The organism is Streptomyces sp. MBT53, from assembly GCF_016654115.1.
Taxonomy (GTDB): Bacteria; Actinomycetota; Actinomycetes; order Streptomycetales; family Streptomycetaceae; genus Streptomyces.
On sequence record NZ_JAEQAZ010000160.1, the window covers coordinates 15,289 to 35,257 of the forward strand.

Below are 19,969 nucleotides of genomic sequence, written 5' to 3' on the forward strand. Positions count from 1 at the left end.
TCCCGCCGCCCGGGACGTCTCGAACCTCTCTCCTGGAACCGACCGGCGATCGCGCACACCCTGCGCGGATCGCCCGCTCGGCACACCCACACCTGTGAAATGGGCGAACAGTGACAAGTCCTATCGACATTGAGGGCGGCGGAACCTCGGTCGTCGTCGACGGCGAACCAGGGCCGAAGACCGAACCCGAGGCCAAGAAGCTGGAGGGCCGGTCGCCCGGCCAGCTGATGTGGATCCGCTTCAAGCGCGACCGCACCGGCGTCGTCTCCGCCTACGTGGTGGGCTTCTTCTTCCTCGTCGGACTCCTCGCTCCGCTGATCTCGAAGCTGTACGGCAAGGACCCGTACACCGTGTACGCGGACGAACGCCCCGAGCTCTTCGACAGCGCGGGTGTGCCGCTGCAGCCCAACGGCGGGATCAGCAGCCAGTTCTGGTTCGGCCTCGAACCGGGCAACGGCTACGACGTGTTCACCAAGCTGATCTACGGCATCCGCACCTCGCTGATGATCTCCGTCTGCGTGACGGTCGCGACCGTGCTCACCGGCATCCTGCTCGGTGTCGCGTCCGGCTATCTCGGCGGCAAGCCCGACTACTTCATCAGCCGGGTCATCGACTTCCTGCTCGCCTTCCCGGCCCAGCTCTTCTTCATCGCCAGCATGCCGGTCGTGGTCTCCCTCTTCGTGAGCCCGACCGACGAGACACCGACCTACGTCCGGGTCGTGGCCCTCATCGCGGTGCAGTGGTTCCTGGGCTGGATGAGCCTCGCCCGGATCCTGCGCGGCACCAGTCTGGCGCTGCGCGAACGGGAGTTCATCGAGGCGGCCAGGGTCAGCGGAGCCTCGTCCTGGCGGATCATCAGCAAGGAGATCCTGCCGAACGTGGTCACGCCGATCCTCGTGCAGTCCACGTACATGCTTCCCGGCTTCGTGACCGCCGAGGCCGGACTGTCCTTCCTGGGCGTGGGCATCGTCGAACCGACGCCGGACTGGGGACAGATGTTCTCCAAGGCGTCCACCGAACTCGTGATGTCGAACGACATCACCTACATGTTCTTCCCGGGTGTCTCGATGATCATCTTCATCGTGGCCTTCAACCTGCTCGGGGACTCGGTCAGGGACGCCTTCGATCCCAAGACGGCACGCTGACCGTCCGTTGGTGGGCGTCCGCGCCCGGATACCGCACGGCAACACAGCACAGCAATCCAGCACGGCGATCCAGCACGGGAATTCCTTTGTGCACTGGTGACACACAGATGGGTGGAAACTGAGTGATGAGTAGGGGCGGACGCCACGTATACGCCGCGCTCTCCGTGCTCGCGGCCGGGGCTCTTGTGCTCACCGGTTGCAGCAAGGGCGGCAGCGACGCGAGCGACAACAACAAGCAGGACAAGGAGAACGCGGCAAGACAGCAGAAGTCGATCAAGTTCGGCAACGCCGCCGACTCCACCGGACCGGCCGCGGCCGTGCCGGGCGCCAAGGCGGGCGGCACGATGGAGGTGCTCCAGCGTGACAGCTACGCCCACCTCGACCCGGCCCAGATCTACGTCTCCGACGAGGGCTCGCTGGCGACCCTGATCCACCGGGGCCTGACGGGCTACAAGGCGAGCGACAACGGCAAGACGCACGAGGTCGTCGGTGACCTCGCCACCGACTCCGGCACCCCCTCGGACGGCGGCAAGACCTGGAAGTACACCCTCAAGGACGGCATAAAGTTCGCGGACGGCACGCCGATCACGTCGGCCGACTTCCGCCAGACCTTCGAGCGGCTCTTCGCGTCCTACATCAACCAGGGCCCGACCTACCTCCAGCAGTGGCTGGCCGACACCTCCGGCGTCGACTACCGCAAGCTCCTGCCGGACGGCCCGTACAAGGGCAAGCACCTGCCGAGCACCGTCCTGGACACCCCGGACGCCAAGACCGTCATCTTCCACTTCAAGTCCCCGCACGCCGACCTGCCGTACGCCCTCGCCATGGCGGGCTACGCCGTCGTGTCGGCCAAGGGTGACACCCAGGTCAAGTACGACAAGGCACCGGTCACGAGCGGCCCGTACAAGATCCAGTCGTTCAAGTCCGGCAAGTCGATGGTGCTCGTGAAGAACACCAACTGGGACCCGAAGACGGACCCGATCCGCAACCAGTACGTGGACCAGTTCAACTTCACGTTCAACCAGCAGTACGAGACGTCGACGAAGGCGCTCCTCGCCGACAGCGGCGCCGACCAGGCCGGCCTCAGCTTCAACAACCAGGTCGACGCGGGCAACCTGTCCAGCGTGCTCAAGGACCCGAAGCTGAAGTCCCGCACCATCTCCGGCTACCAGCCGTACGTGGGCCAGATGAACATCAACCTGAGCCACGCGGCCCTGAAGGACAAGACGGTCCGCGAGGCCATCGCCTACGCGCTGCCGGTCACGCCGTTCCTCCGCGCCTACGGCGGCACCGACGCCATGGAGACCGCCGGCGGCACGATCAGCCCGACCGTCTCCGGCTACAACGCCGCGTTCGACCCGTGGGGCAAGAAGAAGAACCCCGCAGGTGACCCGGCCAAGGCCAAGGCGCTGCTGAAGAAGGCCGGCAAGCTCAACATGAAGCTGACCTTCGGCTACATCAACACCCCCGAGGGCCAGCAGTACTCCACCGCCATGGCGGCGGGCCTGAAGAAGGCCGGCTTCGACGTCCAGCGCCAGGAGATCCCGGCCGAGACCTACTACGACCAGGTCAGCAAGCTCAACAACAACTACGACATCTTCCACAGCGCGTGGGGTGCCGACTGGCCGTCCGCCTCGACCGTCATCCCGCCGCTCTACGACGGACGCGTCATCGCCGACGGTGCGCAGAACTACCCGCAGGTCAACGACCCCAAGGTGAACGCCGACATCGACGCGGCGAACAAGATCACCGACCCGGTCAAGGCCGCGGCGGCCTGGGAGAAGATCGACGAGTACCTCGTGAAGGACGTCGTCGCCTTCGTCCCGACCGCGTACTACAAGCAGACCCAGATCGCCGGCTCCAAGGTCGGCGGCCTCGTCTACGACGACGTCATCGGCGGCGTCGACCCGCGTCGCCTGTTCGTCAAGTAACCGCCGTCCGTCCGGCACCCGGTGCTCCCGTCGCCTCCGGGGCGACGCACCGGGTGCCGGGCGGCCCGCCGACGTCAGAGAGCTGCCCCTGTCATGCTGCGCTTCCTCGTCCGCCGGTTCCTCGGCGCCGTCGTCATCCTGTTCCTGCTGAGCATCGTCACGTTCCTGCTGTTCTTCGGGATGCCACGGGACCCAGGACTGCTGATGTGCGGCAAGACCTGCAATCCGACCAGCCTCGCGAACATCCACCATGTGCTCGGTCTCGACAAGCCGATCACCACGCAGTACTGGATCTTCCTCAAGAACCTCGTCATGGGCAGCAACGGCTTCGCCCAAGGCCCCTGCCCCGCCCCGTGCTTCGGGTACTCGTACCACACCAACGACCCGGTCTGGGGCACGCTGACCGACCGGCTGCCGACCACCGTCTCGCTCACCCTCGGTGGCGCGTTCTTCTTCCTGGTCATCGGTCTCGGTACCGGTCTGCTCGCCGCCTGGAAGCGCGGCACGCTCATCGACAAGACGGCCACGGCCGGGGCGATGGTGCTCAGTTCGATGCAGATCTACTTCCTGGGACCACTGGCACTGGCGCTGCTCGTCTACCAGACCCACATCTTCGACAAACCGGCGTACAACGACTTCACCGCGAACCCGGTCACCTGGTTCACGGGGCTGATCATCCCCTGGGTGGTGCTGTCCACGATCTTCGCCGCGCAGTACACGCGTATGGCGCGCTCGGCGATGATCGAACAGCTCCAGGAGGAGCACGTCCGTACCGCCAAGGCGAAGGGGATGTCCCGCAGATACGTCTTCTTCCGCTACGCCTGGCGCGGGTCCCTGATCCCCATCGTCACCATCTTCGGCATCGACCTGGGTGCGCTGCTCGGCGGCGCCATCATCACCGAGTACACCTTCAGCCTGCCGGGCCTCGGCCAACTCGCCGTACAGGCCGTGTTCTACAGCGATCTGCCGCTGCTGCTGGGCGTGATGATCTTCTCCGCCACCATGATCCTTCTCTTCAACATCATCGTCGACGCCTGCTACGCCTTCATCGACCCGCGCGTGCGGCTGGCCTAGGAGCACTCGTGACCACATTGACCAAGGAAGCCGGTGCTCCCTCGCCGGCCGACGCGGGTGCCCTTCTCTCGGTGCGGGACCTCTACGTCAGCTTCAAGACCGAGGACGGCATCGTGCGCGCCGTCGACGGTCTCTCCTTCGACGTCCAACGCGGCAAGACCCTCGGCATCGTGGGGGAGTCGGGCTCCGGCAAGTCCGTCACCAACCTGACGATCCTCGGCCTGCACAACCCGATGTTCACCACCGTCGAGGGCGAAATCCTCCTGGACGGCCAGGAGTTGACGACCGCCCGCGAGCCCGACCTGGAGAAGATCCGCGGCAACAAGGCCGCCATGATCTTCCAGGACCCGCTCACCGCGCTCTCCCCGTACTACACGGTGGGCCGCCAGATCGCCGAGCCGTACATGAAACACATGGGCGCCTCCAAACGGACCGCGTGGGACCGCGCCGTGGAGATGCTCGGCAAGGTCGGCATCCCCAACCCGAAGGAACGGGCGAAGGACTACCCCCACCAGTTCTCCGGCGGTATGCGCCAGCGCGCGATGATCGCCATGGCCCTGGTCTGCGACCCCGACCTGCTGATCGCGGACGAACCCACGACCGCCCTCGACGTCACCGTCCAGGCCCAGATCCTCGACCTGCTGAAGGATCTGCAGCAGGAGTTCGGCTCGGGGATCGTCTTCATCACGCACGACCTCGGCGTGATCGCCGACATGGCCGACGACATCATGGTGATGTACGCGGGCGGCGCGGTGGAGTACGGCACCACGAACGAGGTGCTCCGCTCGCCCCAACACCCCTACACCTGGGGCCTGTTGAACTCCATGCCGCGGCTGGACTCGGACCTGAGCGAGCCCCTGGCGCCCATCCCGGGCACCCCGCCGTCCCTCCTGAACCCGCCCTCGGGCTGCCGCTTCCACCCCCGCTGCACCTTCCAGGACCGGGTCGGCGGCGCCCGCTGCGTGAACGAACGCCCTCTACTCGCCCCCGACCGCTCCTCGGCATGCCACCTCACGGCGGACCAGAAGCGGACCATCTTCATCGAAGAGATCAAGCCCCGACTGGGCTAGGAGGAGACGTCATGACAGAGGACCTCGTCCTGCCCGCACCGCGCGACGCGGTACCGGAAGCCCCCAGTGACCCGTTGCTGGTGGTGGAGGGCCTGACCAAACACTTCCCGATCAAGGGCGGCTTCCCGATCCGCCGTACGGTCGGCGCCGTGCAGGCCGTCGACGGCCTCGACCTGACCGTGCACGTGGGCGAGAGCTTCGGCCTGGTCGGTGAGTCGGGCTGCGGCAAGTCGACCACGGGCCGGCTGATCACCCGGCTGCTGGAGCCGACCCAGGGCAAGATCTCGTACCGCGGCCAGGACATCAGCCATGCCAGCCGAAAACAGCTGGCGCCGATCCGCTCCGAGATCCAGATGATCTTCCAGGACCCGTACTCCTCGCTGAACCCGCGGCAGACGGTCGGGAAGATCATCTCGGGCCCGATGGAGATCAACAACATCAACCCGTCCGGTGGCCGCGAGGGCCGCGTCCGCGAGCTGTTGGAGATCGTCGGTCTCAACCCCGAGCACTACAACCGCTTCCCGCACGAGTTCTCCGGCGGCCACGTCGACGCATCGGTGTCGCCCGCGCGTTGGCCCTCGAACCGAAGCTGATCGTCGCCGACGAGCCGGTCTCGGCCCTGGACGTCTCCATCCAGGCGCAGGTGGTGAACCTCCTCCAGGAGGTCCAGAAGGAACTCGGCATCGCCTTCCTCTTCATCGCCCACGACCTCGCGGTCGTACGCCACTTCTCGCACCGGGTCGCGGTGATGTACCTCGGCAAGATCATCGAGGTCGGCGACCGCGACTCCATCTACACCCGCCCCCGGCACCCCTACACCCACGCCCTGCTGTCCGCCGTCCCCGAGGTGAACCTCGGCGACGAGGACACGGCGGGCCGTGAACGCATCCGCCTCGCCGGTGACGTCCCCTCCCCGATCTCTCCCCCCTCCGGCTGCCGTTTCCGCACGCGTTGCTGGAAGGCGCAGGACAAGTGCGCGGCCGAGGAACCGCCACTGATCCAGATCGAGGGCAACCGTGCCGCCCACCTGACGGCCTGCCACTTCCCGGAGGAGCCGACGATCGAGGCCCGGGACGAGGACATCGTCCTGGACCCGGCGCTGGCCGCGCTGGAGGACTCGGCGGACGAGTAGCAGAGGCGCCGTCGGGCCGCTCGCCGCTCCGCCGGTGGCCCAACGGCGCTGTCACGGCGCCCAGTTGTGCCGGTCCGCGGGTTCGGCCACGGTGACGATCTCGGGGGCGGCGACGGTCAAGGGCCCCCGCCCCCAGTCGCCGTACCGCTCGACGACGACGAACCCGGCCCCGCGGAGGAAGCGGTCCAGGGCGTCGGCCCCGAGGAACCGCAGGGTGGTCCGGTCGACCTGCGGCCGTGCCCAGCGGGCACCCTCGAAGGTCTCGGTGAACGTCACCCGCTCCCCACCCGCCGCCACGGACTCGACCTCGTGCCATACCCGTACGACCCCACCGTCCCCGTCGGGGATCTCCCGCACCCGGTCCGGCGTCCACCGCTCCCAGGCCCGCGCCCCCGGATTCCGCGTCTCGAACACGAACCGCCCGCCGGGGGCGAGCGCGGCGCGTACGGCGGCCAGCGCCAGGCGCAACTCCTCGTCGCCGAGCAATACTTGGAAGGCGTGCCCGGTCATCACGGCGAGTTCGAACTCGCCGTGCCACTCCCGCGACCGCAGATCCCCGAGCACCCACTCGACCCCGGGTTCATGCGCCCGCGCCCGCACCAGCATCGCGGCGGCGGGATCGAGCCCCATGAGCCGCCCCCGGTGCCCTTCCCGCCGGGCCCGCCCGAGCAGGCGCCCCGTGCCGCACCCGATGTCGAGCACAGTGCCGGCAGACATCACCTGCCCGAGACAGAAGTCGTCGCCGGGCCCCCAAGGGTTGAGGCTGTCGTACAGCGCGGCGAGCGAAGGATCCGTGAACGAACGATCGACCACTGCGGCAGCTTGCCACACGGGAAGCGGCCGGACGGCGGACCCGTTCATTTCTTGCGGACTTCCGAACTCCCGCCGACCCCAGGGGCCCAGCGTTTTAGCCGTTCGACATCGGCGCCGCCCTCCGGGATGCTCGGCGCGATGACAAATGCCTTGAACCCCAGCATCCGTACCCTCACCTTCGACTGCACCGGCGACCCCTATGAACTCGGCCTGTTCTGGAGCGAGTTGCTGGGGCGGCCGTTGGCCGACGACGACAAGCCCGGGGATCCGGAGGCGGTGATCGTCGACCCGGGCGGCGGGCCGACGCTGCTCTTCGTGCGCGTACCCGAGGCCAAGGCCGCGAAGAACCGCGTCCACCTGGATCTGCAGCCGCACGGACGGACCCGCGCGCAGGAAGTCGAGCGGGCACTGGAACTCGGTGCCACGAAGGTCGCCGACCACACCCGTCCGGACGGCGGCGGCTGGGTCGTCCTCGCCGATCCCGAGGGCAATGAATTCTGTGTGGAGCGGGGCGAGTTGGGCTGAGCCCCCGGGTACGGCGAAGGCCCGCGCCTGGGTGGGCGCGGGCCTTCGTCCCCTGGAACCGGACGTTCATGGGCTCGGGTCAATGGGCCGGAGAAAGTCCGTTCCTGAAGGGGGCGGCTGACTAAAGGGGTGTGTCAGGCCGCCGCCTCGGGGTCTTTGGCGAGACGGGGTGCCGGAACCGTGTCCGCCGTCTCGGGGTAGTGGCACGCGGTCAGGTGGCCGGGCTTGTTGCCCTCGACCTGCACCAGCGGGGGAGCCTCCGTCGCGCACTTCTCCGTCGCCTTCCAGCAGCGGGTACGGAAACGGCAGCCGGTCGGCGGGTTGATCGGCGACGGCACATCGCCGACCAGCCGGATGCGGTCCCGGGCCGGCGTCTCGTCCACCGTGGCCTCGGGCACGGCCGACAACAGGGCCCGCGTATAGGGGTGGCGCGGGTTGCCGTACAGGTCGTCGCGGTCGGCGATCTCCACGATCTTGCCGAGGTACATTACCGCGACCCGCTGTGAGAAGTGCCGGACGATCGCCAGGTCGTGGGCGATGAACACGAACGCGATGCCGAGTTCCTTCTGCACCTTCTGGAGCAGGTTGACGACCTGTGCCTGGATGGAGACGTCCAGCGCGGAGACCGGTTCGTCGGCGACGATCAGCTTCGGTTCGAGGGCCAACGCGCGGGCGACACCGATGCGTTGGCGCTGGCCGCCGGAGAACTCGTGCGGGAAGCGGTTGTAGTGCTCGGGGTTGAGACCGACGATCTCCAACAGCTCCCGGACCCGGGCCTCGCGGCCACCGGGCGGGGTGATGTCGTTGATCTCCATCGGGCCGGACACGATCTTCCCGACCGTCTGGCGCGGGTTCAGGGAGGCGTACGGGTCCTGGAAGATCATCTGGATCTCGGACCGGATCGGCGCCAGCTGCTTGCGGCCCGCGTGGGTGATGTCCTGGCCGCGGTAGGTGATGTTGCCGGCGGTCGGCTCCAGCAGGCGGGTGATCAGCCGGCCCGTGGTCGATTTGCCGCAGCCGGACTCGCCGACCAGGCCCAGGCTCTCGCCCTCGCCGACCTGGAAGTCGAGCCCGTCGACGGCCTGCACGGCGCCGACCGTACGACGGATCGGGAAGCCGCCCTTGATCGGGAAGTGTTTGGTCAGCCCGCTGACGTCCAGGAGGGGGGTTGTGTCGCTCATGATGGGAAGTCCCGTTTCTAGTACGTCAGTTGTGCTGGGCTACGGCGGTGAGGTCGGCGAAGAGCTCCTGGCGCTGCTCGGTGGTGAGGTGGCAGGCGGAGCCCCGGCCGTCGACCACGTCCAGCACGGGCTGTTCGCTGGCGCAGCGTCCGCCGGGGACCTTCTCGGCGAAGGCGCACCGCGGGTGGAAGCGGCAGCCGGACGGCGGGTTGAGCAGCGAGGGCGGCGAGCCGGGGATCGGCATCAACGGCACGTCGACCGGTCCTTCGAGGCTCGGCATGGAGCTGAGCAGACCGAGCGTGTAGGGGTGCTGCGGGTCCGTCAGCACCTCCTTCTTGGTGCCGCGCTCCACGCACCGGCCGCCGTACATCACCAGGACGTCGTCGGCGATGTCGGCGATGACGCCGAGGTCGTGGGTGATGAACACGATGGCGGTGCCGAACTCCTGCTGGAGGTCCTTCAGCAGGTCCATGATCTGGGCCTGGACCGTCACGTCGAGGGCCGTCGTCGGCTCGTCGGCGATCAGCAGCTCCGGGTCGCAGACCAGCGCCATGGCGATCATCGCGCGCTGGCGCATACCGCCGGAGAAGAGGTGCGGGTAGTCGTCCACCCGGACCTCGGGCTGGGGGATCCCGACCCGCTTCAGCATCTCGATCGCGCGCTCCCGGCTCTCCTTCTTGGAGGCGCCGGTGTGCTTGCGGTACGTCTCCGAGATCTGCTTGCCGACCGTGTGGTACGGCGACAGGGAGGCCAGCGCGTCCTGGAAGATCATGGCCATCTTGTTGCCGCGCAGCCGCTCCAGCTCCCGCTCGGAGGCGGTGAGCAGCTCCTTGTCGTCGAGCAGGATCTCGCCCTCGATCGCCGTGCGGTCGCGGTCGTGGAGGCCCAGGATCGTCAGGTTGGTGACGGACTTGCCGGAGCCCGACTCACCGACGATGCCGAGCGTCCTGCCCTTGGCGAGATCGAAGGAGAGCCCGTCGACGGCCTTGACGATGCCGTCCTCGGTGGAGAAATGGACCTTCAGATCCCTGACGGAGAGGAAGGGCTGCTGATCGGTGCTCGTCACGGGGACGCTCCTGGGGGGTGATGCGGGGGGTAGGGGTTACGGGCGGAGGGTCAGGCGAGCCGGATCCGCGGGTCGATGAAGGCGTAGGCGGCGTCGACGATGATGTTGAAGAACACGATCGCCGCCGCGGAGAGGACGGTGACGCCGAGCAGCATGGGCAGGTCGCTCTGGATGACGGAGATCACCGCGAGACGGCCGATGCCCTGGAGGCTGAAGACCTGCTCGGTGATGATCGCGCCGCCGATCAGGGTGCCCAGGTCGATGCCGAACACCGTGACGATCGGGCCCATCGCGCCGCGCCAGGCGAAGCGCAGGAACACGTTGGCGCGGGAGAGGCCCTTGGCGCGGGCGGTGCGGACGTAGTCCTCGCTGAGCTGCTCGACGAGCTGGGAGCGGGCCATACGCGTGTAGTTGGCGGTGAAGATGATCGACAGCACCAGCCAGGGCAGCAGCAGACCCGAGAACCAGGCGGCGGGGTTGTCGGTCAGCGGCGTGTACGAGGGCTGGTCGAGGATGCCGGTCTTGAAGACCAGGAAGTACAGCGCGATGTAGCCGACGAAGTAGATCTGCAGCGAGGAGCCGAGCAGCGAGGCCGAGGTCGCGAACTTGTCCAGGAACTTGCCCTGCTTGAGCGCCGCGATCATGCCGGTGCCGACACCGAAGATCAGGAAGATGACGGCCGAGCCGAAGGCGAGCGAGAGGGTCAGCGGCAGCCGGTCCATGATCGTGCCGAAGACGGGCTCGTTGTTGGCGAAGGAGTAGCCGAGGCACGGCGCGTTGCAGTGTCCGAAGCCGCTGTACTCACGCCCGACGAAGATGCCCTTGAGCCAGTACCAGTACTGGACCGGTATCGGATGGTCGATGCCCAGGTTGTGCCGGATCTGCGCCAGCGAGGCCGGCGTGCAGTTCTTGCCGCAGGACATCATGGCCGGGTCACGCGGGACGGCGTAGAAGAGCCAGAACGTGATGGCGCTGATGATCAGCAGAATGACCAGCGCGCCGATCGTACGGCGGACAAGGAAGCGGAACATGGGGTCAGGACTTTCCGGACGAGGCGCCGTTGCCGGGGCGTGAGGGGTGTGGAGCCGGTGGGGGGCGGCCCGGTGGAGCCGCCCCCTGGTGCCGCGTGGCGCCTATGCCTTGGCGTAGAGCCTCGTGAGCGCGATGCCGGTGTTGCCGGCGTCGTAGACGAAGCCGCCGACCTTCGTACCGTGCATCCAGTTGCGGATGGCGTGGTAGTCGGGGACACAGGCCGCGAGTTCCATGATCTGCTTGTCGATCGCGCCCCAGGCCTTGTTGGCCGCGTCGGCGTCGGTGATCAGGGAGGCCGCCGCGATGGCCTTGTCGACGCTCGTGTCCTTCAGCTGGGCGTAGTTGCTGCGGCCGTCGCCGATGTTGTCGCCGTCCCAGCAGGGGTAGAAGACCGAGTAGCCGCCCGGCCAGTCCGGGCTCCAGCCGGCCGCGAACAGGTCGTACTGGTTGTCGATCTTGCCGATCTGGGTGTAGAAGGTCGACTTGTCGATCTGCTTGTTGACGACCGTGAAGCCGGCCGCCTCCAGCGCGTTCTTGATCGCGACGGCCTGCTTCACCGCGTTGTCCGACGTCTGGTACGCGATGACCAGCTTCTGTCCGACCTTGCCGGCCTCCTTCAGGAGGGCCTTGGCCTTGACCGGGTCGCCGCCGGGCTTCGTGGTCTTGCCGTACAGGTCGAAGTCCGTGTAACCGGGGGTCACCGGGGAGAAGATCGTGGTGGCGATCTCGCTGGTGGACGCGCCGCCGCGGATGGTCTGCAGCTGCTGGTTCGGCCAGGCGTAGTTGATGGCCTGGCGGACCTTGACGTCCGTGATGCGGGTGGTGTTGATCGGCCAGTAGTAGGTGACCGTGTCGACCGCGGTGAGCACCTGCTGCTTGAGCTTGGTGTTGGTGAGGACCGTGGCGATCCGCTCGGGGGCGACCTCGTTGAAGATCGACATCGTGTACTGGTCGTTGCCCTTGTCCGCGATGTAGCGGTCGGTCGAGGCCAGCAGCTCGAAGCCGAACTGGAAGAGGTACTTGTCCGGGTAGGCGTTGCGGATCGGGTCCGTCGCCGCGTCCCAGTGCTCGTTGCGGGTGTACGTCATGGACTTGCCGACGTCGCGCGCGGAGATCTTGTACGGGCCGCAGGAGAACGGCTGCTTGTCGTACTTCTCCTTGGTGTCCTTCGACTTCTTCACGAAGGAGTACGCGCGCTCGGCGAGCGTGAAGTTGAAGTCACCGCGGGCCTGGTTGAGGCGGAAGGTGATGGTCTTGCCGTCGATCTCTATGGAGTCGAGGTTCTTGCCCTCGTAGGGACCCTTGTACTTGTCGCCGCCGACCAGGAACTGCTGGACGTAGCGCGGGCCCTCGGTGACGAAGGAGGCGAAGAGGCGCTCGAAGGTGTGGCGGACGTCGTCCATGGACAGCTCGGAGCCGTCCTCCCACTTGATGCCGTCCTTGATGGTGAACGACCAGGTCTTGCCGCCGTCCTTGGCGGTGCCCGCGTCCGTGGCCACGTCGCCGACCAGCGTGGCGCCGCCCTTGGAGTCGAGCTTGTAACCGGTCAGGCCACGCATGATCGGCGTGGTGATGAGGATCTCGGTGGAGACGTAGATCTGCGCCGGGTCCAGGTGGTCCATGTCGAACTGGTCGAGCCCGTAGATCGTCCCGCCCTTGACCGCGCCGGCGACCTCGGGGGCCGGGCCCGTCGAGTCGGCCTTCGTGCCGACCGCGATCTTGCTCTGCTTGGCCTTGCTGACCGAGGGGACCTTGCTCTTCGAGGTCGAGGTGCCGCCGCCACAGGCGGTCAGCACCGAGCTCGACGCGGCCACCACACCGGTGGCGATCATGAAGTTTCTACGGGAAAAAGACACAGTAGCCCTGCCTTATGGGTGGGACGGGACCAGCCGGACGACATTGACCGGACCGGAGATGAGAGATGGGTCAGCGCTTGGACTTCGGGTCGAGCGCGTCGCGCGCCGAGTCGCCGAGCAGGTTGAACGCCAGGACGAAGATCACCATGGCCAGGCCCGGGAAGAGCATGAAGGTGAAGTCCTGGGTGTAGAACTGGGCGCCCCGCTGGATCATGACGCCCCAGTCGGGGGTCGGGTCGATCATGCCGACGCCGAGGAAGGCGAAGCCCGCCTCCGCGGTCACATAGGCCGGGAGCATGAGCGTGGACTGGATGAGGATCGGGGTCCACAGGTTGGGCAGGAGTTCCTTGAACACGATGCGCATCGGTGACGCCCCGGTCACCTTGGCCGACTCGACGAACTCCCGCTCGCGCAGGCCGAGTACCTGGCCGCGCAGCAGACGGGCGATCGACGCCCAGCCGAAGAAGGACATCATCAGGATGAGCGCGGTGGCCCGCAGCCAGGTCGGGATGTTGTCGTCCGCGGCGACGAACAGCCCGAACACCACCGGCATGAAGGCGATGATGAACAGCGTCGAGGGGATCGACAGCACGATGTCGATGATCCGGCCGACGAAGTAGTCCGTCTTGCCGCCCAGATAGCCCGCGGTGACGCCGATCACGACGCCGACGACGGTCGTGATCAGGGTGGCGGCCAGGGCGATGCCCAGCGAGGTCCGGATGCCGTAGATCAGGAACGTGAAGACGTCACGGCCGAGCTGCGGTTCGATGCCGAACCAGAACTGCGAACTCATGCCGCCGTTCGGGCCCGCCGGGTACGAGAAGGCGTCGAGCAGGCTCGGGTCCTGGCTCGCGTACGTCGTGTACGGATCTTTCCCGTACAGCTTCGAGATCAGCGGCGCGGCCAGCGCGATCGCGAAGAAGAAGATCACGATGATCGCCGATATGACGCCCGTACGGTCGCGCTTGAAGCGGCGCCACGCGAGCTGTCCCGGAGACCTGCTCTCGGCGGCCTTCGAGTCGGGAGAAGTGATCGACTTCTCGTCGCTCTCGTCGGTCACCTCGAGCGGGGCCGCGGATGGGGTTGGGGGGGTCATGATGCTCCTGGCCCAAGGGCGGGTCCGATAAGACTCCGCAGGGCACTCCCTACGGGCTACGCCGGACTTTTTCAACGCAATTCATGCAGGGTCAATAAAATCTAGGGCGACTTGTGCTTCTCTTTACCTATTTTACGTCCCCTTGATCGTTCCGTAGCTACGCGGGTAGCGCGCCGTGATCGGTCCGTGTTTTATGTCGGGCCAAACGCGCGAAACGTGCAATGGGTTCGATATGCGGACGTCCCTGTATCGGAATGCGTACATCGGGGCGTCGTGATCCAACGGTTCTGCATCGCTTCGCGGTGACCCATTGTGCGCTATGCCGCGGATCGTCCGAACGGGGGTCGGAGGTACCCCGAAAGGGTGGGCCCAAAGGCGATGTTCTCCTTTTTGTGCCGATATTGGCCGGTAACGGATCGATCTGGACCGGCTTGCCTGAGGAGGCACTCGATGCGTGGAGCCACGCACGCCAAATGGGCCGCTTGCGCGGCGGCGGTAGCCCTCGCTGCGACCGCCTGTGGGAGCAGCGGCGGGGGCGGCAGCAGCAGCGGCGGCGGTGACGGCAGCGCGGTGCTCAGTGCCTCCTGGGGGGACCCGCAGAACCCGCTGGAGCCGGCCAACACCAACGAGGTGCAGGGCGGCAAGGTCCTCGACATGGTCTTCCGCGGCCTGAAGCGGTACGACCCGAAGACCGGCAAGGCCGAGGACATGCTCGCCGACAAGATCGAGACCACGGATTCGCAGAACTTCACGGTCACCGTGAAGAGCGGCTGGAAGTTCAGCAACGGGGAGGCCGTCACCGCGAAGTCCTTCGTCGACGCGTGGAACTACGGCGCGAGCCTCAAGAACAACCAGAAGAACGCGTACTTCTTCGGGTACATCGACGGCTACGACAAGGTCCACCCCGACAGCGGCTCGCAGTCCGCGACCACCCTCTCCGGGCTCAAGGTGACCGGCACCGACACCTTCACGATCAAGCTCACCCAGAAGTTCTCCACGTTCCCGGACACCCTCGGCTACGCGGCCTACTCCCCGCTGCCGTCGACGTTCTTCTCCGACCACGCGGCCTGGCTGAAGAAGCCGGTCGGCAACGGGCCGTACACGATCTCCTCCTACACCAAGGGCTCGCAGATGGAGCTCAAGAAGTGGGACGGCTACACCGGCGCCGACAAGGCGCAGAACGGTGGCGTGACCCTCAAGGTCTACACCGACAACAACACCGCCTACACCGACCTGATGGCCGGCAACCTCGACCTCGTCGACGACATCCCGGCCTCGCAGCTCAAGAACGTCAAGAGCGACCTCGGCGGCCGGTACATCAACACGCCCGCCGGGATCATCCAGACCCTCGCGTTCCCGTACTACGACAAGAACTGGAACAAGAGCGGCTCGGACAAGGTCCGCCAGGGCCTGTCCATGGCGATCAACCGGGACCAGATCACCACCACGATCTTCCAGAAGACCCGCACCCCCGCCACCGACTGGACCTCACCGGTGCTCGGCACCGCGGGCGGCTTCCAGGACGGGCTGTGCGGTGACGCCTGCAAGTACAACCCGACCGAGGCCAAGAAGCTGGTCCAGGAGGGCGGCGGGCTGCCCGGCGGCCAGGTCAAGATCACGTACAACGCGGACACGGGCTCGCACAAGGAGTGGGTGGACGCCGTGTGCAACTCCATCAACAACGCGCTCGGCAACGACAAGGCGTGCGTCGGCAACCCGGTCGGCACCTTCGCCGACTTCCGCAACCAGATCGGCCAGCACAAGATGACCGGGCCGTTCCGGGCCGGCTGGCAGATGGACTACCCGCTGATCCAGAACTTCCTCCAGCCGCTCTACTACACCAACGCCTCCTCCAACGACGGCCAGTGGTCCAACAAGGACTTCGACAAGCTCGTGAACCAGGCCAACGCGGAGACCGACACGGCCAAGGCGATCAAGCTCTTCCAGCAGGCCGAGGGGGTCGTCCGGGACAACATGGCCGCCATCCCGCTCTGGTACCAGAACGGCAGCGCGGGCTACTCGGACCGGCTCTCGAACGTGGCGCTCAACCCGTTCAGCGTCCCCGTGTACAACGAGATCAAGGTCGGCTGAGCCCGCATGGGACGGTACGTCGTCCGGCGTCTGCTGCAGATGGTCCCGGTCTTCATCGGCGCCACCCTGCTGATCTTCCTGATGGTCAACGTGATGGGCGACCCCATCGCGGGCCTGTGCGGAGACCGGCAGTGCGACCCGGCGACGGCCGCCCAGCTCAAGCGGGAGTTCGGCCTCGACAAGCCCGTGTGGCAGCAGTACCTGACCTACATGGGGAACGTCTTCACCGGCGACTTCGGTACGGCGTTCAACGGCCAGAAGGTCACCGAGCTGATGTCGACCGCGTTCCCCGTCACCATCCGGCTGACCGTCGTGGCGATCGTCATCGAGGTCGTCGTCGGCATCGCGCTCGGGGTCGTCACCGGCCTCAGGCGCGGCCGCCCGATCGACACGAGCGTGCTGCTGCTCACCCTCATCGTGATCTCCATCCCGACCTTCGTCACCGGTCTGCTGCTGCAACTGCTGCTGGGGGTGGAGTGGGGCTGGATCAAGCCGTCGGTGTCCACGGACGCGACGTTCAGCGAACTGATCGTGCCCGGGCTGGTCCTGGCCTCGGTCTCACTCGCGTACGTGACCCGGCTGACCCGGACGTCCATCGCCGAGAACCGCCGCTCCGACTACGTCCGTACAGCGGTCGCGAAGGGCCTGCCCAGACGCCGGGTGATCATCCGCCACCTGCTCCGCAACTCGCTCATCCCCGTGGTCACCTTCATCGGCACCGACATCGGCGCCCTGATGGGCGGCGCGATCGTCACCGAGCGGATCTTCAACATCCACGGCGTCGGCTTCCAGCTCTACCAGGGGATCGTCCGGCAGAACACGCAGACCGTGGTCGGCTTCGTGACGATCCTCGTCCTCGTCTTCCTGGTCGCGAATCTCCTCGTCGACCTCCTCTACGCCGTACTCGACCCGAGGATCCGCTATGCCTGAGCAGCCGTTCGAGCCGGATCGCGCCATCGCCGGCACCGGGGCGGGCGGGGCGATGGACCTCGCCACGAGCGAGGCGGAGACGCTGGAGAAAACACCTGGCGGCCCGGAGGGCACAGGCCCCCAGGAGAAGCCCCGCTCCCTCTGGTCCGACGCCTGGCGGGACCTGCGCCGCAACCCGGTCTTCATCATCTCCGCGCTCGTCATCCTCTTCCTGATCGTCATCTCCCTCTGGCCGTCCCTGATCGCCTCCGGCAACCCCCTCAAGTGCAACCTCGCAAAGGCCCAGGAGGGCTCCCAGCCGGGCCACCCCTTCGGCTACGACGGCCAGGGCTGCGACGTCTACACGCGCACGGTCTACGGCACCCGTACGTCGGTCACGGTCGGCGTCCTCGCCACGCTCGGGGTCGCGATCTTCGGCTCGGTGCTGGGCGGACTGGCCGGCTTCTTCGGCGGAATCTGGGACTCGATCCTGTCCCGCCTCACCGACATCTTCTTCGCGATCCCGGTGGTCCTCGGCGGCCTGGTCCTGCTGTCCGTGGTCACCAGCAACACGGTCTGGCCGGTCATCGGCTTCATGGTGCTGCTCGGCTGGCCGCAGATCTCCCGCATCGCCCGCGGCTCGGTCATCACGGCCAAACAGAACGACTACGTCCAGGCCGCGCGGGCGCTCGGCGCCTCCAACTCCCGCCTCCTGCTCCGCCACATCACCCCGAACGCGGTGGCCCCGGTGATCGTCGTGGCCACCATCGCGCTCGGCACGTACATCTCCCTGGAGGCGACCCTGTCCTACCTCGGCGTGGGCCTGAAGCCCCCCACGGTCAGCTGGGGCATCGACATCTCCTCGGCCTCCGCCTACATCCGCAACGCCCCCCACATGCTCCTCTGGCCGGCCGGAGCCCTGGCGATCACCGTCCTCGCGTTCATCATGCTCGGCGACGCGGTACGCGACGCCCTTGACCCGAAGTTGAGGTGAGGTGCCGTCATGCTGCTCGAAGTGCGGGATCTGCACGTGGAGTTCAGGACCAGGGACGGGGTCGCCAAGGCCGTCAACGGGGTCGACTACAGCGTGGACGAGGGGGAGACCCTCGCCGTGCTGGGGGAGTCGGGGTCCGGGAAGTCCGTGACCGCGCAGGCCGTGATGGGGATCCTCGACGTGCCGCCGGGGAAGATCACCGGCGGGGAGATCCTGTTCCGGGGGAAGGATCTCCTCAAGTTCAAGGAGGAGGAGCGGCGCAAGGTTCGCGGTGCCGAGATGGCGATGATCTTCCAGGACGCGCTGTCGTCGCTCAACCCCGTGCTCTCCGTGGGGGATCAGCTCGGTGAGATGTTCGTCGTGCACAGGGGGATGTCGCGGAAGGACGCCCGCGCCAAGGCCGTCGAGCTGATGGAGCGGGTGCGGATCCCGGCCGCCAAGGAACGCGTCCGGGACTACCCCCACCAGTTCTCCGGCGGTATGCGCCAGCGCATCATGATCGCGATGGCGCTCGCCCTCGAACCCGCGCTCATCATCGCCGACGAACCCACCACCGCCCTCGACGTCACCGTCCAGGCCCAAGTCATGGATCTCCTCGCGGAGTTGCAGCGCGAGCTCAACATGGGGCTCATCCTCATCACCCACGACCTCGGAGTCGTCGCGGACGTCGCCGACAAGATCGCCGTCATGTACGCGGGACGCATCGTCGAGTCGGCCCCCGTCCACGACATCTACAAGTCCCCGGCGCATCCGTACACCCGCGGCCTGTTGGACTCCATCCCGCGCCTGGACCAGAAGGGCCAGGAGCTCTACGCCATCAAGGGCCTGCCGCCGAACCTGATGCACATCCCGCCCGGCTGCGCCTTCAACCCCCGCTGTCCGATGGCCCAGGACGTGTGCCGGACCGACGAACCACCCCTGCACGAGGTGGACGAACACCGGGGCAGCGCCTGCCACTTCTGGAGGGAGTGCCTCAATGGTCGAGTCAACGGTTGAGCCGATCCTGGAAGTGACCGGACTGGTCAAGCACTACCCGTTGACCCAGGGCATCCTCTTCAAGAAGCAGGTCGGTGCCGTCAAGGCTGTCGACGGTGTCGACTTCACGCTGGGCAGGGGCGAGACCCTCGGCATCGTCGGCGAGTCCGGCTGCGGCAAATCAACTGTTGCCAAGATGCTGGTCAATCTTGAGCGGCCGACCGAGGGGTCGATCAAGTTCAAGGGCGAGGACATCAGCAAGATGTCCGGCCGCGCCCTGAAGGCCGCCCGCCGCAACATCCAGATGGTGTTCCAGGACCCGTACACCTCCCTCAACCCCCGGATGACGGTCGGCGACATCATCGGGGAGCCGTACGAGATCCACCCCGAGGTGGCGCCAAAGGGCGACCGGCGCAAGAGAGTTCAGGATCTGCTGGACGTGGTCGGGCTCAACCCCGAGTACATCAACCGCTATCCGCATCAGTTCTCCGGCGGCCAGCGCCAACGCATCGGCATCGCACGGGGGTTGGCGCTGCGACCCGAGGTCATCGTCGCCGACGAACCCGTCTCCGCGCTCGACGTCTCCGTACAGGCCCAGGTCATCAACCTCCTCGACCGCCTCCAGGACGAGTTCGACCTCTCCTACGTCTTCATCGCCCACGACCTGTCGATCGTCCGGCACATCTCGGACCGGGTCGGGGTGATGTACCTCGGCCGGATCGTGGAGATCGGCAGGGACGAGGAGATCTACGACCACCCGACGCACCCGTACACCCAGGCGCTGCTGTCCGCCGTCCCCGTGCCCGACCCGGACGCGCGGGAGCACCGGGAGCGGATCATCCTGTCCGGCGACGTGCCGTCCCCGACGAACGTCCCGTCCGGCTGCCGCTTCCGCACCCGCTGCTGGAAGGCGCAGGAGCGCTGCTCGCTGGAGGTGCCGCTGCTCGCCGTACCGGCCGAGTTCCGGCTCGCGAGCGGGCCCGCCGCGCACGACTCGGCCTGTCACTTCGCGGAGGAGAAGACGGTCGTACCGAAGGACGAGACCCCGGACGATCTTGGGAATGCGGCGGAATAAGGGT

General features: G+C 67.0%; 16 protein-coding genes and 1 pseudogene. 11 read left to right on the forward strand and 6 right to left on the reverse strand.

The features are described 5' to 3' along the window. Nucleotides 1-110: 110 nt before the first annotated feature. The 5 genes and pseudogenes from JHN45_RS38920 (at nucleotide 111) to JHN45_RS38940 (ending at nucleotide 6,352) form a co-directional block, all read left to right on the forward strand. Entirely contained in the window at nucleotides 111-1,145 is a 1,035-nt protein-coding gene (locus JHN45_RS38920) for an ABC transporter permease (protein ID WP_200713302.1), read from the forward strand. Nucleotides 1,146-1,270: 125 nt separating this feature from the next. Next, the gene (locus tag JHN45_RS38925; RefSeq protein ID WP_200713301.1) at nucleotides 1,271-3,076 is read left to right on the forward strand and encodes an ABC transporter substrate-binding protein; all 1,806 of its coding nucleotides are present in this window, start codon (nucleotides 1,271-1,273) and stop codon (nucleotides 3,074-3,076) included. A 93-nt stretch (nucleotides 3,077-3,169) separates the two neighbouring features. Further along, the gene (locus JHN45_RS38930) at nucleotides 3,170-4,150 is read left to right on the forward strand and encodes an ABC transporter permease (protein WP_200713300.1); all 981 of its coding nucleotides are present in this window, start codon (nucleotides 3,170-3,172) and stop codon (nucleotides 4,148-4,150) included. A gap of 8 nt (nucleotides 4,151-4,158) precedes the next feature. Further along, nucleotides 4,159-5,220, forward strand: a complete 1,062-nt coding sequence (locus tag JHN45_RS38935) for an ABC transporter ATP-binding protein (RefSeq protein ID WP_200713299.1) — start codon at nucleotides 4,159-4,161, stop codon at nucleotides 5,218-5,220. 11 nt (nucleotides 5,221-5,231) lie between these two features. Then, nucleotides 5,232-6,352: pseudogene (locus JHN45_RS38940) on the forward strand (ABC transporter ATP-binding protein). 51 nt (nucleotides 6,353-6,403) lie between these two features. Here JHN45_RS38940 and JHN45_RS38945 read toward each other — a convergent pair. Then, nucleotides 6,404-7,165: a class I SAM-dependent methyltransferase gene (locus tag JHN45_RS38945; protein WP_307783321.1), complete on the reverse strand. Its 762-nt coding sequence runs from the start codon at nucleotides 7,163-7,165 to the stop codon at nucleotides 6,404-6,406. 138 nt (nucleotides 7,166-7,303) lie between these two features. Here JHN45_RS38945 and JHN45_RS38950 point away from each other — a divergent pair, with 138 nt between their 5' ends. Then, entirely contained in the window at nucleotides 7,304-7,690 is a 387-nt protein-coding gene (locus JHN45_RS38950) for a VOC family protein (protein ID WP_201054267.1), read from the forward strand. A gap of 134 nt (nucleotides 7,691-7,824) precedes the next feature. Here JHN45_RS38950 and JHN45_RS38955 read toward each other — a convergent pair whose 3' ends face one another. The 5 genes from JHN45_RS38955 to JHN45_RS38975 all read right to left on the reverse strand — a co-directional run bounded on the left by JHN45_RS38955 (nucleotide 7,825) and on the right by JHN45_RS38975 (nucleotide 13,921). After that, nucleotides 7,825-8,871: an ABC transporter ATP-binding protein gene (locus JHN45_RS38955; RefSeq protein ID WP_201054268.1), complete on the reverse strand. Its 1,047-nt coding sequence runs from the start codon at nucleotides 8,869-8,871 to the stop codon at nucleotides 7,825-7,827. 25 nt (nucleotides 8,872-8,896) lie between these two features. Continuing rightward, nucleotides 8,897-9,937 (reverse strand): ABC transporter ATP-binding protein, encoded by a 1,041-nt coding sequence (locus JHN45_RS38960; protein WP_201054269.1) that lies wholly within the window; start codon nucleotides 9,935-9,937, stop codon nucleotides 8,897-8,899. 50 nt (nucleotides 9,938-9,987) lie between these two features. Beyond that, a complete protein-coding gene (locus tag JHN45_RS38965) occupies nucleotides 9,988-10,968 on the reverse strand; it encodes an ABC transporter permease (protein ID WP_200714019.1) in 981 nt (326 codons plus the stop codon). A 102-nt stretch (nucleotides 10,969-11,070) separates the two neighbouring features. Continuing rightward, nucleotides 11,071-12,801 carry an ABC transporter substrate-binding protein gene (locus JHN45_RS38970; RefSeq protein WP_234468901.1) on the reverse strand — a complete coding sequence of 577 codons (1,731 nt, stop codon included), beginning with the start codon at nucleotides 12,799-12,801 and terminating at the stop codon, nucleotides 11,071-11,073. A 94-nt stretch (nucleotides 12,802-12,895) separates the two neighbouring features. Continuing rightward, nucleotides 12,896-13,921 carry an ABC transporter permease gene (locus tag JHN45_RS38975; protein WP_200714017.1) on the reverse strand — a complete coding sequence of 342 codons (1,026 nt, stop codon included), beginning with the start codon at nucleotides 13,919-13,921 and terminating at the stop codon, nucleotides 12,896-12,898. A gap of 450 nt (nucleotides 13,922-14,371) precedes the next feature. Here JHN45_RS38975 and JHN45_RS38980 point away from each other — a divergent pair, with 450 nt between their 5' ends. From JHN45_RS38980 to JHN45_RS39000, 5 genes are read left to right on the forward strand one after another with little or no spacing between them, the layout of a single operon-like run. Beyond that, nucleotides 14,372-16,012, forward strand: coding sequence for an ABC transporter substrate-binding protein (locus tag JHN45_RS38980; protein WP_201054270.1), 1,641 nt, complete (start codon nucleotides 14,372-14,374; stop codon nucleotides 16,010-16,012). Nucleotides 16,013-16,018: 6 nt separating this feature from the next. Then, nucleotides 16,019-16,942, forward strand: a complete 924-nt coding sequence (locus JHN45_RS38985) for an ABC transporter permease (RefSeq protein ID WP_200714015.1) — start codon at nucleotides 16,019-16,021, stop codon at nucleotides 16,940-16,942. Then, complete coding sequence (locus JHN45_RS38990; RefSeq protein ID WP_200714014.1) at nucleotides 16,935-17,915, forward strand: ABC transporter permease; 981 nt, start codon at nucleotides 16,935-16,937, stop codon at nucleotides 17,913-17,915. Before JHN45_RS38985 ends, JHN45_RS38990 begins: the two co-directional genes overlap by 8 nt. A 9-nt stretch (nucleotides 17,916-17,924) precedes the next feature. Next, nucleotides 17,925-18,911, forward strand: a complete 987-nt coding sequence (locus tag JHN45_RS38995) for an ABC transporter ATP-binding protein (protein ID WP_201054271.1) — start codon at nucleotides 17,925-17,927, stop codon at nucleotides 18,909-18,911. After that, nucleotides 18,892-19,965, forward strand: a complete 1,074-nt coding sequence (locus JHN45_RS39000; protein WP_201054272.1) for an ABC transporter ATP-binding protein — start codon at nucleotides 18,892-18,894, stop codon at nucleotides 19,963-19,965. The genes JHN45_RS38995 and JHN45_RS39000 overlap by 20 nt, the downstream gene beginning before the upstream one ends. The last annotated feature ends 4 nt before the right edge of the window (nucleotides 19,966-19,969 follow it).

What these genes read in the sequence shown, in the direction of transcription:
- JHN45_RS38925 (WP_200713301.1), top strand. Translation starts at nt 1,271, where the DNA reads ATGAGTAGGGGCGGACGCCACGTATACGCCGCGCTCTCCGTGCTCGCG.
- JHN45_RS38930 (WP_200713300.1), top strand. Translation starts at nt 3,170, where the DNA reads ATGCTGCGCTTCCTCGTCCGCCGGTTCCTCGGCGCCGTCGTCATCCTG.
- JHN45_RS38950 (WP_201054267.1), top strand. Translation starts at nt 7,304, where the DNA reads ATGACAAATGCCTTGAACCCCAGCATCCGTACCCTCACCTTCGACTGC.
- JHN45_RS38955 (WP_201054268.1), bottom strand. Translation starts at nt 8,871, where the DNA reads ATGAGCGACACAACCCCCCTCCTGGACGTCAGCGGGCTGACCAAACAC.
- JHN45_RS38965 (WP_200714019.1), bottom strand. Translation starts at nt 10,968, where the DNA reads ATGTTCCGCTTCCTTGTCCGCCGTACGATCGGCGCGCTGGTCATTCTG.
- JHN45_RS38970 (WP_234468901.1), bottom strand. Translation starts at nt 12,801, where the DNA reads ATGATCGCCACCGGTGTGGTGGCCGCGTCGAGCTCGGTGCTGACCGCC.
- JHN45_RS38975 (WP_200714017.1), bottom strand. Translation starts at nt 13,921, where the DNA reads ATGACCCCCCCAACCCCATCCGCGGCCCCGCTCGAGGTGACCGACGAG.
- JHN45_RS38980 (WP_201054270.1), top strand. Translation starts at nt 14,372, where the DNA reads ATGCGTGGAGCCACGCACGCCAAATGGGCCGCTTGCGCGGCGGCGGTA.
- JHN45_RS38985 (WP_200714015.1), top strand. Translation starts at nt 16,019, where the DNA reads ATGGGACGGTACGTCGTCCGGCGTCTGCTGCAGATGGTCCCGGTCTTC.
- JHN45_RS38990 (WP_200714014.1), top strand. Translation starts at nt 16,935, where the DNA reads ATGCCTGAGCAGCCGTTCGAGCCGGATCGCGCCATCGCCGGCACCGGG.
- JHN45_RS38995 (WP_201054271.1), top strand. Translation starts at nt 17,925, where the DNA reads ATGCTGCTCGAAGTGCGGGATCTGCACGTGGAGTTCAGGACCAGGGAC.
- JHN45_RS39000 (WP_201054272.1), top strand. Translation starts at nt 18,892, where the DNA reads ATGGTCGAGTCAACGGTTGAGCCGATCCTGGAAGTGACCGGACTGGTC.